Below are 19,216 nucleotides of genomic sequence, written 5' to 3'. Positions count from 1 at the left end.
GTGGCGTTTGGCGCGACGGTCGCCGGTCGCCCAGGGGACTTGCCTGGCATCGAGCAGCAGATCGGCCTGTTCATCAACACCTTGCCGGTGATCGCCAGTCCTCGGGCAGAGCAGTCGCTGGACAGTTGGTTGCAAGCGGTGCAAGCGCAGAACCTCGCGTTGCGCGAATTCGAGCACACCGCGTTGCTGGATATCCAGCGTTGGGCCGGGCAGGGCGGCGACGCGTTGTTCGACAGTTTGCTGGTGTTTGAGAACTACCCGATAGCCGAGGCTTTGGAGCAGGGCGCGCCGGACGGTTTGCGTTTTGGTTCGCCAATCACCCAGGAACAGACCAACTATCCGTTGACGCTGCTGGTGGGAGTGGAGCGGCAGTTGTCGGTGCACATGAGTTATCAGCGGGCGAGTTTCTCGGCGGTTACCGTGGAGCGATTGGCGGCGCATCTGGTGCAGTTGCTGGGGCAGATGACCGCGCAGGGAGAGCGCCCGCTGGGTGAACTGTCGATGCTGGAATTCGATGAACACCAGCGCCTGACTCATGACTGGAATCCGGTGGATGCGCCGTTCGAACAGGACGTCTGCGTTCACCAACTGATCGCTCGTCAGGCCGAAGCATCGCCGGATGCCTTGGCGGTGACGTTTAATCATGTTCGTCTGAGCTACAGCGAACTCGACGGCCGCGCCAATCGCCTGGCCCACAAGCTCATCGAACTGGGCGTCGGCCCGGAAGTGCGCGTGGGCGTGGCGATGCCGCGTTCCGAGCAATTGCTGATCGCCCTGCTGGCGGTGCTCAAGGCTGGCGGTGCGTATGTGCCGCTTGACCCGGATTACCCGGCCGAACGCGTGGCCTACATGCTCGATGACAGTCGGGCGCGGGTGTTGCTGACCGAGCAGGCCGTGGCGGCGACGTTGACGGTTCCGGCTGGAACCGAGCAGATGATGCTCGATCAGCTCGATCTTTCACGCTATCCGTTGAGCGAGCCGGTCACAGCGGTCAAACCAGACAACCTCGCCTACGTCATCTACACCTCCGGCTCCACCGGCAAACCCAAAGGCGTGGCCATCGCCCACCGCAACGTCCTGGCGCTGATCGACTGGTCCAAGACCGTCTACAGCCGCGACGACATCCAAGGCGTACTCGCGTCCACTTCGGTGTGCTTCGACCTGTCGGTATGGGAGCTCTTCGTGACCCTGGCCAACGGCGGCTCGCTGATCATCGCCCGCAACGCCCTGGAATTGCCGCACCTGCCGGCCCGCGACCAGGTGCGCCTGATCAATACCGTGCCCTCGGCCATCGCCGCGTTGCAGCGCAGCGGGGATATCCCGCAAAGCGTGCGCATCATCAACCTGGCCGGTGAACCGCTGAAGCAAAGCCTGGTGGATGCTCTCTACCCAACACCCCTCACCTGTGGGAGCGGGCTTGCTCGCGAAAGCGGTGGGTCAGTCAATGATGGGCTAACTGAGGGAACGCCTTCGCGAGCAAGCCCGCTCCCACAGGGGGTTGAGCATGTCTATGACCTTTATGGTCCCTCCGAAGACACCACCTATTCCACCTGGACCCGCCGCACCCCTGGCGGCACGGCCAACATCGGCCGCCCACTCAAGCACACCGCCAGCTACCTGCTGGACGCCAACCTGCAACCGGTGCCCCAAGGCGTGTCGGCTGAGCTGTACCTGAGCGGCGCCGGCATCACCCGGGGCTACCTCGGTCGCGCCGCGATGACCGCCGAAAAATACGTGCCCAACCCGTTCTCCACCACCGGCGAACGCCTGTACCGCACCGGCGACCTGTGCCGTTATCGCGCCGACGGCGTGCTCGAATACCAGGGCCGTATCGACCATCAGGTGAAGATCCGCGGCTTCCGCATCGAGCTGGGAGAAATCGAGGCACGGCTGTTGCAGCAGCCCGAGGTCAACGAAGTTGCGGTGCTGGCCCAGGAAGGGCCGGGCGGGCAGCAGTTGGTCGCCTATGTGGTGGCCACGGCGGACGCCGACACACTGCGCGAATCACTCAAGGCCCGACTCAAGGAACACCTGCCCGACTACATGATCCCGGCCCACTGGCTGTTCCTCGATCACCTGCCGCTGACTCCCAACGGCAAGCTCGACCGCAAGGCCCTGCCGGGCATCGAGGCCGGGCGCTCGCAAAGCGCATACGAAGCGCCGGTCAGCGAACTGGCGCAGCAAGTCGCGGCGATCTGGGCCCAGGTGCTCATTGTCGAGCGGGTGGGCCTGAACGATCACTTCTTCGAGCTGGGCGGCCACTCGCTGCTGGCGGTCACCGCCGTCTCGCGCATGGCCCTCGAACTGGGGTTGAGCCTGACCCCGCAACTGCTGTTCCAGCACCCCGTCCTGCAAGATTTCGTCGCGCAATTCGACAGCACCGACGGGCCAATCAATGAAGAAAAACTGAACAAGCTGGACGCCCTGCTTGATGAAATGGAGGAAGTCTGATGGACAAGAGTGTTGCTTTGAGGGTTGCCAAGCGCTTTATCACTCTGCCGCTGGACAAACGCAGGCTGTACCTGGAGAAGATGCTGGAGGAGGGCGTCTCGCCGGCCAACCTGCCGATCCCCGAAGTGCGTTCCGGGTTTGAGCACATCCCGCTGTCCTATGCCCAGGAGCGCCAGTGGTTCCTCTGGCAAATGGACCCGCACAGTTCGGCCTACCATATTCCCGGCGCCTTGCGTCTCAAGGGCCAGTTGGACGTGCCGGCCCTGGAGCGCAGCTTCAATACCCTGGTCGAGCGCCACGAAAGCTTGCGCACCACGTTCGCCGAGCATGGCGAGCAAGCCGTACAGGTCATCCACCGGCACCTGCCCCTGAGCATCGCTGTCGAGGCGCTGCCCATCGGTTCATCGGTCAGCGAGGACGCGGGCATCAAGGCTTACGTCGAAGGCGAAACCGCGCGTCCGTTCGATTTGCGCCAAGGACCGTTGCTGCGGGTTTCGCTGTTGAGAATCGCCGAGGACGACCACGTGCTGGTGTTGATCCAGCACCACATCATCGCCGACGGCTGGTCGATGCGCGTGCTGGTGGATGAACTGGTGCGCTGTTACGCCGCCGACACCGGCGGCCAGCCGCTGGCATTGCCGGAACTGCCGGTGCAATACGCCGACTACGCCATCTGGCAGCGCCATTGGCTGGAAGCCGGCGAGCGCGAACGCCAGTTGGCCTATTGGGTCCAGACCCTCGGCGACGAGCAACCGGTGCTGGAGCTGCCGTTCGATCATCCGCGCCCCCCGGTGCAAAGCCTTCGTGGCGCGCGGCTGGACGTGAAGCTGGCGCCGGAACTGGCCAGCGCCCTCAAGCAACTGGCCCAGCGTGAAGGCGCCAGCCTGTTCATGGTGCTGCTCGCCTCGTTCCAGGCATTGCTGCACCGCTACAGCGGCCAACCGCAGATCCGCGTCGGCGTGCCTACGGCCAATCGCAATCGCGTCGAGACTGAAGGGCTGATCGGCTTTTTCGTCAATACCCAGGTCCTCAATGCCCACGTCGATGGGCAGATGCCATTCGATGAATTGCTCGCCCAGGTCAAGCAAGCGGCCATGGCGGCCCAGGCCCATCAGGACCTGCCGTTCGAGCAACTGATCGAAGCCCTGCAACCGGAGCGCAGCCTCAGCCACAGCCCGATCTTCCAGGTCATGTTCAACCACCAGAACGCCGATGTTGCGGGCCGTCGGCAGATGCAGCTGCCGCAACTGCGGGTCGAGGACCTGACATGGGAAGGGCGCACCGCCCAGTTCGACTTGACCCTGGGCACCTACGAAACCGAGCAGGGCGTCGCCGCAGAGCTGACCTACGCCACTGATCTCTTCGAACCGCGGACCGTCGAGCGCCTGGCCGAGCACTGGCAAAACCTGCTGCGAGGCATCGTCGATGCGCCCCGCCAGCGAGTCGGCGAACTGCCGCTGCTTGACCCGGCGCAACAGCGCCTCACGCAACAGCAATGGCTGCGCGTCGCCGATCACGGCGCCGAAGCCGTGTGCGTCCACCAGCGCATCGCTGACCAGGCGCACCGAGCCCCTGACGCACTGGCGCTGACCGTCGATGGACAATCCCTGAGCTACCGACAACTGGACGCCCGCGCCAATCAACTGGCTCACCGCTTGATCGAGCTGGGCGTGTCCGCTGGCGAGCGGGTGGGCATCGCGGTGGAGCGCAGCGTCGAGATGATTGTCGGCCTGCTGGCGATCCTCAAGGCCGGCGCCGCCTACGTGCCGCTGGACCCGGCGTATCCCGAGGAACGCCTGGCCTACATGATCGAGGACAGCGGCATCGGGCTGTTGCTGACCCAGGCCCGTTTGCAGGGGCGATTGCCGATCCCGCCAACGCTCCGGACCCTGCTGCTGGACCAGCCGGACGCCGCACTGCAAGACGCTCCGAAAACCTGCCCGGTGGTGCCGCTGACTGGCGAGCACCTGGCCTACGTCATCTACACCTCCGGCTCCACCGGCAAGCCCAAGGGCGTGATGGTTCGCCATGGCGCACTGGGCAATTTCATCACCAGCATGATCGCCCAGCCGGGCCTCGCGGCCAACGACCGCATGCTGTCGCTGACGACCTTCTCCTTCGATATTTTCGGCCTGGAAATCTACGGGCCACTCTGCGCCGGGGCGAGCATCGTGCTGACCGGGCAGAACGTGCACCAGGATCCGCAAGCGGTGCTGGCGCTGGTCGAACAACACGACGTCACGGTGCTGCAAGCGACGCCGTCGAGCTGGCGCATGCTGCTCGATCACGAGCAGGCCTCGGTGCTGGCCGGCCGGACTTTCCTGTGCGGCGGCGAAGCCTTGCCCCAGGAACTGGCCCAGCGACTGCTGGCACTTTCGCCGAAGCTCTGGAACCTCTACGGGCCGACCGAAACCACCATCTGGTCGGCGGTGCACCCGTTGAGCCCCGAGCGCGACCGGCCCTTCCTCGGTCAGCCGCTGGACAATACCGCGCTGTACATCGTCGGCAGTGACCTGACCCTCAACCCGCCCGGCGCGCCGGGTGAGCTGCTGATCGGTGGCGCCGGCCTGGCCCGTGGTTATTTCCAGCGCCCGGGGCTGACCGCCGAACGCTTCGTGCCCGATCCGTTTTCCACCTGCGGCGAACGGCTGTACCGCACCGGCGACCTGACCCGTTATCGCGCCGAAGGCGTGGTCGAATACCTCGGCCGCATCGACCATCAGGTGAAGATCCGCGGCCTGCGCATTGAACTCGGGGAGATCGAAGCCGCTTTGCTGGCCCAGGACAGTGTGCGCGAAACCGTGGTGGTCGCCCACGACGGCCCGACCGGTGCGCAACTGGTGGGCTACGTCGTGCCTGCCAGCGGCGAAGTGCCGGAGCCCGATGCGTCGCTGCGCGCCACGCTCAAGGCCGCCCTCAAGGCGCAGTTGCCGGACTACATGGTCCCGGCGCACCTGTTGTTCCTGGCAAGATTGCCGCTGACGCCCAACGGCAAGATCGATCGCAAGGCCCTGCCGGCGCCCGACGCCAGCGACGTGCAACAGGCCTACGTGGCGCCTCGTAGTGAGGCCGAGCAACAAGTCGCGGCGATCTGGCAGGACGTGCTCAAGCTTGAGCGCGTGGGCCTGGAGGACAATTTCTTCGAGTTGGGCGGGCATTCGCTGCTGGTGACCCAAGTGGTTTCGCGGATCCGCCGAGTGCTGGGCATCGAGGTGCCGCTGCGCAGCCTGTTCGAACACAGCACCTTGCAGGCGTTCGTCGCGGCGTTCGAGGCCGCGCCCGGCGAACAGGCTCCGGCGCTGGTGCCGGTGCCTCGCGATGCGCCACTGCCGCTGTCGTTTGCCCAGGAACGCCAGTGGTTCCTCTGGAAAATGGACCCGGACAGCGCCGCCTATAACATCCCCACGGCCCTGCGGATGCGCGGCACGCTGGACAAGGACGCGTTGCGCAAGAGTTTCGCCGCGCTGGTGGCGCGTCACGAAAGCTTGCGCACCTTGTTCGTCGAAGAGGATGGGCGCACCTGCCAAGTCATTCGCGGGCAGGGGCAGGTCGATTTCGTCGAGCAGCGTCTGGCAGGGCGTGACATCCAGGCCTTGATCGAACAGCTGACCCACCGCCCGTTCGATCTGCTGACTGATTCGTTGCTGCGCGTGGCGCTGCTGGAAGTGGACGAACAGGACCACATCCTGGTGCTGACGCTGCATCACATCGTCTCCGATGGCTGGTCCTTGCAGGTGATGGTCGATGACCTGATGAGCCTGTATTCGGCGTTCGTCCAAGGCCAGCAAGCGCATCTGCCACCGTTGGCGGTGCAATACGCCGACTATGCCGTCTGGCAGCGGCAATGGATGGCGGACGGTGAGCGGGATCGTCAGTTGGCCTATTGGTCCGGGCAACTGGGTGGCGAGCAACCGTTGCTGGAACTGCCCACCGATCATCCGCGCCCAGCCCAGCAAAGCCTGCGCGGCGCACGCTTGCCAATCGTGTTGGACGCGGCGTTGAGCGCCGGTCTCAAGGCCCTGGCGCGACGGGAAAACGTCACGTTGTTCGTGCTGTTGCTCGGTTCGTTCCAGGCGCTGCTGCACCGCTACAGCGGCCAGGCCGACATTCGCGTCGGCGTGCCGATCGCCAACCGACAACGGCTGGAAACCGAGCGACTGATCGGTTTCTTCGTCAACACCCAGGTCCTGCGCAGCGAGTTCCACAGTGAGCTGACCGGCGCCGCGCTGCTGCAACAGCTCAAGCAAACGGCGATGGCCGCGCAGATGCATCAGGACCTGCCTTTCGAGCAACTGGTGGATGCCTTGCAACCGCAGCGCAACCTCAGCCACAGCCCGTTGTTCCAGGCGATGTTCAACCACCGCAATGAAGCCGATTCGGCGTTCGCCAATGCCTTGCCGGACCTGTGCGTCGAACCCCTGGGCTGGACGCAGCGCACCGCGCAATTCGACCTGAGCATGGACACCGTCGAGAGCTCGCAAGGCCTGCACGCGGCCCTGACCTACGCAACGGATCTGTTCGAGCCGGTGACCATCGAACGCATGGCCCGGCATTGGCTCAACCTGTTGCATGACATGACGCACGACCTGCATCGCCCGGTGGCGCAGTGGTCGCTGCTGGACGCGGACGAGCACCGGCACATGCTCATCGACTGGAACGCGACGGCGCAGCAATACCCGCTCGAGCGCAGCGTGCAAAGCCTGATCGAGGAACAGGTGCGCCGGACCCCGGACGCGCCCGCGCTGGTCTTCGGCGAGCAACGCCTGAGCTACCGCGAACTCAATGCCCGGGCCAACCGCCTGGCCCATCGCTTGATCGACCAGGGCGTCGGTCCCGACGTGCTGGTGGGCATCGCGGTGGAGCGTTCCGTGGAGATGGTGCTGGGGCTGTTGGCGATCCTCAAGGCCGGCGGCGCCTACGTGCCGCTGGACCCCGAGTACCCGCGTGATCGCCTGGCCTACATGTTCGAAGACAGCGGCATTGGTTTGCTGCTGACCCAGCAACATTTGCTGGATGTCTTGCCGATCCCGGACGGGCTGCGCAGCCTGGTGCTGGACTTGCCCGACGACGGTGTGTACGCCAGCCGCGACGGCAATCCCGACGTCGAAGTCCACGGCGAAAACCTGGCTTACGTGATCTATACCTCCGGTTCCACCGGCAAGCCCAAGGGCGCGGGCAATCGCCACAGCGCACTGGTCAACCGGCTGTGCTGGATGCAACAGGCGTATGGCCTCGATGCCTCGGACAGCGTGCTGCAAAAGACGCCGTTCAGCTTCGACGTGTCGGTGTGGGAGTTCTTCTGGCCGCTGCTGACCGGTTCGACGCTGGTGGTGGCTGCGCCGGGCGCCCATCGCGACCCGGCGCTGTTGATCGAATTGATCACGGCCCAGGGCATCACCACGCTGCACTTCGTGCCGTCGATGCTCCAGGCGTTTGTGCAGGACCCGCGCGTGGCCGAATGCACCAGCCTCAAGCGAATCGTCTGCAGCGGCGAAGCGCTGCCTGTGGATGCCCAGCAGCAGGTGTTCGCCAAGCTGTCCAACGCCAACCTGTACAACCTCTACGGCCCGACCGAGGCGGCCATCGACGTGACCCACTGGACCTGTGTCGACGAGCCGCGCGACAGCGTGCCGATCGGCCAGCCGATCGCCAACCTCGGCACCTACATCCTCGACGATGAGTTGTCGCCGGTGCCGGTGGGCGTGATTGGCGAACTGTATCTGGCGGGCGAGGGGCTGGCGCGGGGTTACCACCGACGCGCGGCGTTGACCGCCGAGCGCTTCGTCACCGGGCCGTTCGGCCATGGCCAGCGCTTGTATCGCACCGGCGACCTGGCGCGCTATCGCCCTGACGGTGTGATCGAATATGCCGGGCGGATCGACCATCAAGTGAAGATCCGTGGCCTGCGCATCGAACTGGGCGAAATCGAAGCGCGCCTGGCCGAGCACGAGGCGGTGCGCGAAACCGTGGTCCTGGCCCAGGACGGCACGCTGCTGGTCGCCTATGTGGTGCCGGCGCGCGCGGAACTGCTGGCCGCCGATGACGCCGTTCGCCAGGCGCTGCAAGCGCGCCTCAGGGAACATCTGAGCCAATCCTTGCCCGACTACATGGTGCCGCAACACTGGGTGTGGCTGGAAAAAATGCCGGTCAGCCCCAACGGCAAGCTCGAGCGCAAGGCGCTGCCCAAGGCCGAGCCGAGCGCCCATCCCCAGGCCTACGTCGCAGCCGTGACCGCGCAGGAACAGACGCTGGTGGATATCTGGCAAAGCGTGCTCGGCAGGGAGCGCGTGGGCGTGACCGACAACTTCTTCGAGCTGGGCGGCGATTCGATCATCTCCATCCAGGTCGTGAGCCGGGCCCGTCAGGCCGGTATCCATTTCAGCCCCAAGGACCTGTTCCTGCACCAGACCATCCAGGGTTTGACCGGCGTGGCGACAACCGGAGACGGCGGGCTGGTGATCGACCAGGGCCCGGTGACAGGGGAGACGCTGCTGTTGCCGTTCCAGCAGTTGTTCTTCGAACAGGCCATGGCCGAGCCTCATCACTGGAACCAGTCGGTGTTGCTCAAGGGCGTGCGAGCGTTGCACGCCGGGCATCTGGAGCAGGCGTTGCAGGCCTTGGTCGAACATCACGATGCCTTGCGCCTGGCCTTCACCCATGAGGACGGCGCCTGGATCGCTCGCCATAAGACTTTGATAGAGCAGCGTTCACTCTGGCAGCACTCACCCTTGCTGTGGACCGCCGAAGTCGCGGATGCGCAGGCCCTCGAAGGCCTGGCCGAACGCGCCCAGCGCAGCCTGGAACTGGACAGCGGCGCGCTGCTGCGCGGTGTTCTGGCGACCCTGGCCGATGGCAGCCAGCGGCTGTTGCTGGTGATCCATCACCTGGTGGTGGACGGCGTGTCGTGGCGGGTTCTGCTGGAAGATTTGCAACGGGCCTATGACCAATTGCAGGCCGGCCAGACGCCGACATTGCCGGCCAAGACCACGTCTGCACAGGCCTGGGCGCAACGGTTGCAGATTCATGCCGGCAGCGCGACGTTGCAGGGCCAAGTCGCGTACTGGCAGGCGCAACTGGAAGGCGCTCGCCACGACCTGCCTTGTGACCACCCGGGAAGTGATTTGCGCAGGTGCCATGGGGCGCAAGTGCAGACGCGGCTGGACAAGGCACTGACCCGACGACTGTTGCAGCAAGCACCGGCGGCCTATCGCACCCAGGTCAACGACCTGCTGTTGACGGCGCTGGCGCGGGTGATCGGCCGTTGGACTGCCCAGGCCTCGACGTTGATTCAATTGGAAGGCCATGGCCGTGAGGCGCTGTTCGATGATCTGGACCTGAGCCGCAGCGTGGGTTGGTTCACCAGCCTGTTCCCGGTGCGCCTGACCCCGACGGCGACCGCCGAAGGCTCGATCAAGGCGATCAAGGAGCAACTGCGGGCCATCCCCGACAAAGGGCTTGGTTTTGGCGTGTTGCGCTACCTGGGCGATGAACCGACGCGTCGTGCCCTCGCGGCACTGCCGGTGCCGCGTATCACGTTCAATTATTTGGGGCAGTTCGACAGCGGCTTCAATACAGAGGCCGACGGCTTGTTTGTCCCGGCCAGCGAGTCGGCGGGCGCCGCGCAGAGCCCGTTGGCGCCGCTGGACAACTGGTTGACCCTCAATGGCAGCGTCTATGCCGGCGAGTTGAGCATCGACTGGACCTTCAGCACGCAGATGTTCGACGAAGCGACGATCCAGGCACTGGCCGTGGATTACGCTCGCGAATTGCAGGACTTGATCGACCACTGTTGCGAGACCCAGCGCCACGGCTTCACGCCGTCGGACTTCCCCCTGGCCGGGCTCGACCAGGCGCAATTGGACGCCTTGCCGCTGATGGCCCGAGACGTGGAGGACCTCTATCCACTGTCGCCGATGCAGCAGGGCATGCTGTTCCACACGCTGTATGAGCAACAGGCCGGCCACTACATCAACCAGATGCGCGTGGAGGTCGAAGGGTTGGATGTCGAACGCTTCCGCCAGGCTTGGCAAGCGGCGACCGACGCCCATGACGTGCTGCGCAGCGGTTTTGTCTGGGACGGCGATTTCAAGCGTGCGTTGCAGGTGGTGCACAAGCGTGTGGAGGTTGCGTTGCAGTTGCACGACGCACGCACGGAGGCTGATTTGCCTCGCTACCTGGAAACCCTCGCAACGGCCCAGCGCCAGGAAGGGTTTGCCCTGGAAGCGGCGCCATTGTTGCGGTTGGTGGTCGTGCGGGTCGCGGATGATCGCTATCATTTGATCTACACCAGCCATCACATCTTGATGGACGGCTGGAGCAATTCGCAGTTGCTTGGTGAGGTGTTGCAGCGCTACAGCGGGCAATCCATTGCCGTGTCCGGCGGACGTTATCGAGACTACATCGCGTGGCTGCAACGCCAGGATGCGGCGGCCAGCGAAGCGTTCTGGAAGCCTTCGCTGATGCGCCTGGAAGCACCAACGCGGTTGGCCGATGCGGTGGGTAAGCCTACGGACGCTGGTGTGGGTTATGGCTATCATGTGCACGTGTTGGATGAGTCGCTGACCCGACGCCTGGAAACCTTCGCCCGGGCTTCGAAAGTCACCGTGAACACGCTGGTGCAGGCGGCATGGCTGCTGCTGTTGCAGCGCTACACCGGTAAATCCACCGTGGCGTTTGGCGCGACGGTCGCCGGTCGCCCAGCGGACTTGCCTGGCATCGAGCAGCAGATCGGCCTGTTCATCAACACCTTGCCGGTGATCGCCAGCCCTCGAGCCGAGCAGTCGCTGGACAGTTGGTTGCAAGCGGTGCAGGCGCAGAACCTGGCCCTGCGGGAGTTCGAGCACACCGCGTTGCTGGATATCCAGCGTTGGGCCGGGCAGGGCGGCGACGCGTTGTTCGACAGTCTGCTGGTGTTCGAGAACTACCCGATCGCCGAGGCCTTGGAGCAGGGCGCGCCGGACGGTTTGCGTTTTGGTTCGCCAATCACCCAGGAGCAGACCAACTATCCGTTGACGCTGTTGGTGGGGTTGGAGCGGCAGTTGTCGGTGCACGTGAGTTATCAACTGGCGAGCTTCGCCCCGGCCACGGTGGAAAGATTGGCGGCGCATTTGGCTCAGTTGCTCGGGCAGATGACCGCTCAGGGCGAGCGCCCGTTGGGTGAGCTGTCGATGCTGGAATTCGATGAGCATCAATGCCTGACCCATGACTGGAATCCGGTGGATGCGCCGTTCGAACAGGACGTCTGCGTTCACCAACTGATCGCTCGTCAGGCCGAAGCATCGCCGGATGCCTTGGCGGTGACGTTTAATCATGTTCGTCTGAGCTACAGCGAACTCGACGGCCGCGCTAATCGCCTGGCCCACAAGCTCATCGAACTGGGCGTCGGCCCGGAAGTGCGCGTAGGCGTGGCGATGCCGCGTTCCGAGCAATTGCTGATCGCCCTGCTGGCGGTGCTCAAGGCTGGCGGTGCGTACGTGCCGTTGGATCCGGATTACCCGGCCGAACGTGTTGCCTACATGCTTGATGACAGTCGGGCGCGGGTGTTGCTGACCGAGCAGGCAGTGGCGCAGACGCTGACGGTTCCAACTGAAACCGAAGTGCTGATGCTTGATCAGCTCGACCTTTCACGTTATCCGTTGAGCGAGCCGTTCACAGCGGTCACCCCAGGCAACCTCGCCTACGTCATCTACACCTCCGGCTCCACCGGCAAACCCAAGGGCGTGGCCATCGCCCACCGCAACGTCCTGGCATTGATCGACTGGTCCAAAACCGTCTACAGCCGCGACGATATCCAAGGCGTACTCGCCTCAACCTCGGTGTGCTTCGACCTGTCGGTGTGGGAGCTCTTCGTGACCCTGGCCAACGGCGGTTCGCTGATCATCGCCCGCAACGCCCTGGAACTGCCGCACCTGCCGGCCCGCGACCAGGTGCGCCTGATCAACACCGTGCCCTCGGCCATCGCCGCGTTGCAGCGCAGCGGGGATATCCCGCAAAGCGTGCGCATCATCAACCTGGCCGGCGAGCCGCTGAAGCAAAGCCTGGTGGACTCTCTCTACCCAACACCCCTCACCTGTGGGAGCGGGCTTGCTCGCGAAAGCGGTGGGTTAGTCAATGATGGGCTAACTGAGGGGACGCCTTCGCGAGCAAGCCCGCTCCCACAGGGGGTTGAGCATGTCTATGACCTTTATGGTCCGTCCGAAGACACCACCTACTCCACCTGGACCCGCCGCACCCCTGGCGGCACGGCCAACATCGGCCGCCCGCTCAAGCACACCGCCAGCTACCTGCTGGACGCCAACCTGCAACCGGTGCCCCAAGGCGTGTCGGCTGAGCTGTACCTGAGCGGCGCCGGTATCACCCGGGGCTACCTCGGCCGCGCGGCGATGACCGCCGAGAAATACGTGCCCAACCCGTTCTCCACCACCGGCGAACGCCTGTACCGCACCGGCGACCTGTGCCGTTATCGCGCCGACGGCGTGCTCGAATACCAGGGCCGTATCGACCATCAGGTGAAGATCCGCGGCTTCCGCATCGAGCTGGGAGAAATCGAGGCACGGCTGTTGCAGCAGCCCGAGGTCAACGAAGTTGCGGTGCTGGCCCAGGAAGGGCCGGGCGGGCAGCAGTTGGTCGCCTATGTGGTGGCCACGGCGGACGCCGACACACTGCGCGAATCACTCAAGGCCCGACTCAAGGAACACCTGCCCGACTACATGATCCCGGCCCACTGGCTGTTCCTCGACCAACTGCCGCTGACCCCCAACGGCAAGCTCGACCGCAAGGCGTTGCCGGGCGTGGAAACCGGGGGGACGCAAAACGGTTACGCGCCACCCGCAAGCGAACTGGAGCAACAGGTCGCCGACGTCTGGCGAGAAGTCCTGGAAGTAGAACAGGTTGGCCGCAATGATCATTTCTTCGAACGCGGTGGTCACTCATTGCTGGCGACCCAGGCGATCTCCCGGCTGCGCAAACTCACGGATTATCCGCTGAGCTTGCGTGATCTGTTCGATCATCCACGGCTCAGCGCATTGGCAGCGCTGATGAGCGAGGCCGCTGACGCAACCGTGCGCGCAGGCGACTCCAGCAAGGTCCGGCTCAAGGCCCATGGGCCAAGGCAATCGGCGCCGCTGTCGCTGGTGCAACGGCGGTTGTGGATCGCCGAGCAGTTGTCCGGCGGCACGTCGGCGTATGGCATGCCGATGGCCCTGCGCCTGAGCGGCGAGTTGTCGGTCGAGCGGCTGATGAGCAGTTTTGCCGAAGTGACGCGCCGTCACGCTGTGCTGCGCACCGCGTATGTCCAGGACGACGAAGGCGACCCGCTGGCGGTGATCGCCGACGAAGTCCAGCTGGATTTCCCGCTGGTCGATCTGTCCGAGCTTTCGCCCGGTGCCCGGCAGGAACACGTGGCCCAGGCGACGCTGGACAATGCGCGCACTCCGATCGACCTGGAACAGGCGCCGCTGCTGCGTGGGCGGATCCTGCGCCTGGGCCCGACCGAGCACGTGTTGTTGTACGCCATGCACCACATCATTTCCGATGGCTGGTCGATGGGGTTGTTGATCAACGAACTGGTGCAGATCTACGAAGCCGCTTCGCGCCACGAACCGATGCCGCTGGCGCCGCTGGAGGTTCAATACCATGACTTCGCCCTGTGGCAGCAGGCGTTGGAAGACCAGGGCGTGCTGGCGCGCCAGGCCGACTATTGGAAACAGCGACTCGACGGCTACAACGGGCGGCTTGACCTGCCGCTGGACAATCCTCGCGGCCAGACCTCGTCGTATGAGGGCGATGCGTTGCAGTTCGAACTGTCTGCCGACCTCAGCGCGGCATTGCGGCGCATTGCGAGTGAGGCCGGCGTCACGCTGTACAGCACGCTGCTGGCGTCGTTCCAGGTGTTATTGCATCGCCTTTGCAACGCGCAGGATCTGGTGGTGGGTGCTGACGTAGCCGGACGCGAGCAACCTGAGCTGGAGCGCCTGATCGGCTTCTTCGTCAACGTCCTGCCGCTGCGTTCGCGCTTCGATGCGGGCGTGACGTTCACACGATTCCTGGCCCAGGCCCAGGACGATCTGCTCGGCGCGCTGGAGCATCAGGACCTGCCGTTCGACCAGATCGTCGACGCCTCGGGCGTGCCTCGTCACAAAGGCATGAACCCGTTGCTCCAGGTGTTGTTCGTGATGAACAACGTGCCGGTGCGCACGCGTTCCATGGCGGGCTTGAGCGTGGAGTTCCTGCCGGCGCTGCAGAACCATTCTAAATTCGACATGGCATTGTTCGTTGACGAAGAAGAAGGGCAATTGCGCGGTAATTGGCAGTTCGCCACACGCTTGTTCGGACATGAGCGCGTCCAGTACCTGATCCGGGCCTGGACGACCCTGCTGGAACAGATCGTCGCTGATCAGGACATTCAATTGGGAGCTATCAGCATGCCAGTCGACAACGTGGCGACAGCCGCCACGCCGGCCAACGTCCCGGGGCCCAAGGCCGACAAACTGGGCAAGTTCCTCAAGCGCTCGGCGACACCGGCCGCGCGGCCGCGTCCGGCGCTGGTGCGTGAATCGCTGGTGGCAGCGCCACAACGTTTCCCGCTGATGCTGGAGCCCGGCGAGCCGCACCTGGACGTCATCGAGTGGATCCGGCAGAACCGACCCTTGATCGAACAGAAACTGGCCGAACACGCCGGCATTCTGTTTCGTGGATTCGCGCTGGACGGCATCCAGGGCTTCGAAGCGTTCGCCGAAGCGATTCAACCGGGGCTGTACGGCCAGTACGGCGACTTGCCGAAGAAGGAAGGGGGCAAGAACACCTACCGCTCCACGCCGTACCCGGAACGCAAGATGATCCTGTTCCACAACGAGAGCTCCCACCAGGACCGTTGGCCGCGCAAGCAGATGTTCTATTGCGAGCAGGCCGCGCCCGTGGGCGGCGCGACCCCGGTGGTGGACTGCCGCCTGATGTACGAGAAACTGCCGGCGGACCTTCGCGAAAAGTTCGAGGACAAAGGGCTGCTGTACGTGCGCACCTTCACCGACAAGCTCGACGTGTCGTGGCAGCACTTCTTCAAGACCGAAAATCGTCTCGAAGTGGAAGCCCGATGCCGGGCCGGCGGTATCCAGTGGCGCTGGCTCGACGACGACGAATTGCAGACCCGCACGCCGGGGCCGGCGATCATCACACACCCGATCACCGGGGAAAAATCCTTCTTCAACCAAGTGCAGTTGCATCACATCTACTGGCTGGAGCCGGACGTGCGCCAAGACCTGTTGTCGATGTACGGCCTGGAGCGCATGCCTAGGCACGTCTATTACGGCGACGGCACACCGATCGAAGACGAGGTGATGGCGCGTATCGGCGAGTTGTACGAAGCCTGCGCGGTGCGTTTCGACTGGCAGAAAGGCGATGTGATCCTGCTGGACAACATGCTGGTGGCCCACGCCCGCGACCCATTCGAAGGACCTCGCAAAATCGTCGTCGCTATGGGCGATATGTACGACCACGCCAGCCTGCAACGGCCAGCGACCGTTGGGCAATCTGCCCGGGGCGCATTCAATACCGAGGAAACCGGAGCATGAACGAGGTGATGATGGACACGCAGGACGCGGGTTTCGCCCTGACGCCCGAGCAGCAGCGGGCGCTTGAACAATTGTCGGGCACGGTGACTTGTGGCGAGGCCCTGCGCTGGGTGAGCGTGATCATCGATGGCGACTTTGATCCGCAACGATTGCACGGCGCCTTCGACACACTGGCGGCGCAGCAGCCGATGTTGCTGGCACGGTTGGTCAAGGTCGCCGGTTTCCACGGCCTGCGTCAGGTGGCCCAGGCCGGGCGCTTCCCGTTGACGATAAACCCAAGCGAGCAACCTGCTGAAGAGGTCCAGGCGCAGATCAACGAAACCCTGGGCCAGGCGTTCGTAGTCGGCGAATCGGCCGGCGTCCAGGCGGTGCTTTATCGTCTGGCGCCACGGCAATGGCAACTGCTGCTGGGCATCGCCCGCTACAGTGCCGATGCGCCATCGATGGACCTGCTGCTTGGACAGGTACGCCAGGCTTACGCGGGCCAGGTATCGGAAGACGAAGCGCCGGGCGAGTTCGCCCAGTACCTGGAATGGCGCAGCGAAGTGGTGCTGGATGAAGATGCCGCCACCGCGAGGACCTATTGGCAGCAGCATCTGCAAGGCTTGCAGACGCAGATCGACACGCCGTGGCTGGCGGCACGCCGCGCCGGCAGCGGGACCGCCGATGCGCGTGTGTCATTGGCCTTGGAACCGGCCCGGCGCGATGCTTTGCAGCGCTTGGCCGATGAGCTTGGGCAACCGTTGACGACGTTGTTGCAAGGTGCGTGGTGGCTGCTCCTGGGACGCTTGAGCGGCTCCGATCAGGCACTTGTAGCCGTGCGTCACGACAGCCGCAGCGATTACGATTACTTCGCCGGTGGCATTGGCGTGTTCGAGAAAACCTTGCCGTTTTGCGTACCGTTGCCCGCCACTGCGCCGTTCAGCGAGTGGCTGGGGGAGTTGGCCACGCGGCTCGAATCGCATCGTACCTGGCAGGAATACTGGACGCCGGAGCTGGCGCCGGACGCGGCGAATCCGGCCTACGGTTTCGCGGTCGCTCGGGCAAGTTTCGTCCACAGCGACGGCGGTCTGAAGTGGACGGGATCTTCGCTTGTGCAGACTGATCCGCTTGAGCTGCTGCTGAAGGTTCAATTGGACGATGCCCAGCAGCTGGTCGCGATCGACCTGCATTACGCCGACGCTCGTTACTCGCAAGCCGCCGCCAGCGCCGTGCTGGAACAATACGATGTGCTGATGGCCTCTATCGCTGCGGATGCGCAAACGCCGCTGGCGCAGCTCAACCTGCTGGGCCGCAGCGAGGAATCGCGCCTGCGGTCGATCAACCCGCCGATGCAGGCACTGGCGGATAACCGCTATCTACCCCAGCGCATTGCCGACCTGGCGCTCCATACGCCGGACACCATCGCGCTGACCGACGCCCATCAGTCCTTGAGCTACGGTCGGCTAAACGCACAGGTCGAGCGCGTGGCCCTCGGCCTCCGGGGCCAAGGTCTGGGCGAAGGTTCGATTGTCGCCCTGGCCTTGCCGCGCTCGGCGGAGCTGGTGATCGCCATGCTGGCGAGCTGGCGCATCGGCGCCGCGTATCTGGCGCTGGATACCCAATGGCCCCAGGCCCGTCAGGCATTGATGCTGGAACAGGCCGGCGCCGCGGTGGTGCTCACCGATGCGGCGCATCTGCCGGCGTGGCAGGACCAGCCATACACAGCGCTGGCATTGGCCGGGCTCAGCCCGGCGAACGCGACGTTGCCGGCGCTGGCGACCAAGGGCAACGACATCGCCTATGTGTTGTTCACGTCCGGCTCCACCGGGGTGCCCAAGGGTGTGGTGATCGAGCATCGGCAATTGCTCAACTACACCGCCCAGGCCAGCCAGGCGTTGGCGCTGGATCAGTGCCGACACGTGGCCTTCAGCTCCACCGTGGCGGCGGACCTGGGCAACACGGCGCTGTTTGGCGCGTTGTTCAATGGCGCGACCCTGCATGTCGCTGGCGACGAACAGATGCAGGACGGCGCGCTGTTTGCCGCGTTCATGCGCCAGCAACAGATCGATTGCCTGAAGATCGTGCCGTCGCACCTCGCGGCGTTGCTCGACAGCGAGCAAGCGATATTGCCGCGCACCCTGGTGCTCGGCGGCGAGCCGGTTGCCCCGACGTTGATCGACCGCATCGCCCGGTTGCGCAGCGATTGCCGAGTGTTCAACCACTACGGGCCGACCGAGGCCACCGTCGGAGTCATGATTCATCCGTTGTCATTGAAGGGCGACGATGACTGCTCGGCGCTGACCCAGGTGCTGGGCAACAACCAAGTCTACGTACTGGACGCCGAGCGGCGGCTGGCGCCGGTGGGCGTGCTGGGCGAGGTGTACCTGGGCGGCGCGCAGTTGTGCCGGGGTTATCTGAATGCGGAGGCCGACGGGCAGACGTTCATCCAGAGCCCGTTCGATCCGGCGCAGCGCCTGTACCGCACGGGCGACCTGGCGCGTTATCGCTCGGACGGCGGGATTCAGCTGCAAGGGCGGCGCGATCAGCAGGTCAAGGTGCGCGGGTTCCGCATCGAGCTGGCGGAGATCGAGGCCGAGCTGCTGCGCGTGCCGCAGGTGGGCGAGGCGCTGGTGCTACCGGCCGAGCAGGGTTTGCTGGCATTTATCGTGGCATCGCAAGGCTTGCCTTCGGAAGTGCTGGATGCCGCGCGGGCGCAACTGAACGCACGCTTGCCCAGCGTGATGGTGCCGCAGCATTGGCACCTGATCGAACGCTTCCCTCGGTTGGCCAACGGCAAGATCGATCGCCAGGCGTTGCAGCAGTTGGCAGTCGCGACGGGCGATGAAGAGGGCGCCGGACCCCGTGACGGACTCGAACAATTGCTCGCTGCGCGCATGGCGCAACTGCTCGGAATTGAACGATTGGGCATTGACCGCGACTTCTTCGCCGCCGGCGGTCATTCGTTGCTGGTGATCAAGTTGGTGGCCGGCATTCGCAAGCTGCTGCAGTGCGACATCCATCCGGGGCTGGTCTTCGATCATCCGACCGTGGCTTCGTTGGCGACGGCCTTGCGGTCGCAGGAGAGCAGCCCGGGGCAGTTGGAGAAAATCGCCCAGGCACGCCTGCGCATGGAGGCGATGAGCCCTGAGGAAAAGGCTCGTCTGACTGAGCAGGCTCGGCAACTGCAAGCCGCCAAGGCGGCGCAAGGTAGTTGA

3 protein-coding genes (1 of these 3 only partly in view) are annotated in these 19,216 nt (G+C 64.6%); all 3 read left to right on the top strand.

Features of this window, described 5'->3' with window-relative positions; genetic code table 11:
* Tightly spaced (each overlapping or abutting the next), the 3 genes in view from Q7C33_RS11135 to Q7C33_RS11125 form a layout consistent with a single transcriptional unit that may run on beyond the window.
* Positions 1 to 2,451 carry the final stretch of a non-ribosomal peptide synthase/polyketide synthase gene (locus Q7C33_RS11135; RefSeq protein WP_407683393.1) on the top strand. It extends 9,963 nt beyond the left edge of the window, so only the last 2,451 of its 12,414 coding nucleotides appear in the window; its start codon lies off the left edge, out of view; the stop codon is at positions 2,449 to 2,451.
* Positions 2,451 to 16,019 carry a non-ribosomal peptide synthase/polyketide synthase gene (locus Q7C33_RS11130; RefSeq protein ID WP_407683392.1) on the top strand — a complete coding sequence of 4,523 codons (13,569 nt, stop codon included), beginning with the start codon at positions 2,451 to 2,453 and terminating at the stop codon, positions 16,017 to 16,019. The genes Q7C33_RS11135 and Q7C33_RS11130 overlap by 1 nt, the downstream gene beginning before the upstream one ends.
* On the top strand, positions 16,016 to 19,216 hold the full coding sequence (locus Q7C33_RS11125; RefSeq protein ID WP_407683391.1) for a non-ribosomal peptide synthetase: 3,201 nt from the start codon (positions 16,016 to 16,018) through the stop codon (positions 19,214 to 19,216). The genes Q7C33_RS11130 and Q7C33_RS11125 overlap by 4 nt, the downstream gene beginning before the upstream one ends.

The organism is Pseudomonas sp. BP11-1-1 (assembly GCF_052112105.1).
GTDB lineage: Bacteria > Pseudomonadota > Gammaproteobacteria > Pseudomonadales > Pseudomonadaceae > Aquipseudomonas > Aquipseudomonas alvandae.
Note: the sequence above shows the minus strand (reverse complement) of the source record. Positions and strands in the feature narration are given on the sequence as shown.

What these genes read in the sequence shown, in the direction of transcription:
- Q7C33_RS11125 (WP_407683391.1), top strand. Translation starts at nt 16,016, where the DNA reads ATGAACGAGGTGATGATGGACACGCAGGACGCGGGTTTCGCCCTGACG.
- Q7C33_RS11130 (WP_407683392.1), top strand. Translation starts at nt 2,451, where the DNA reads ATGGACAAGAGTGTTGCTTTGAGGGTTGCCAAGCGCTTTATCACTCTG.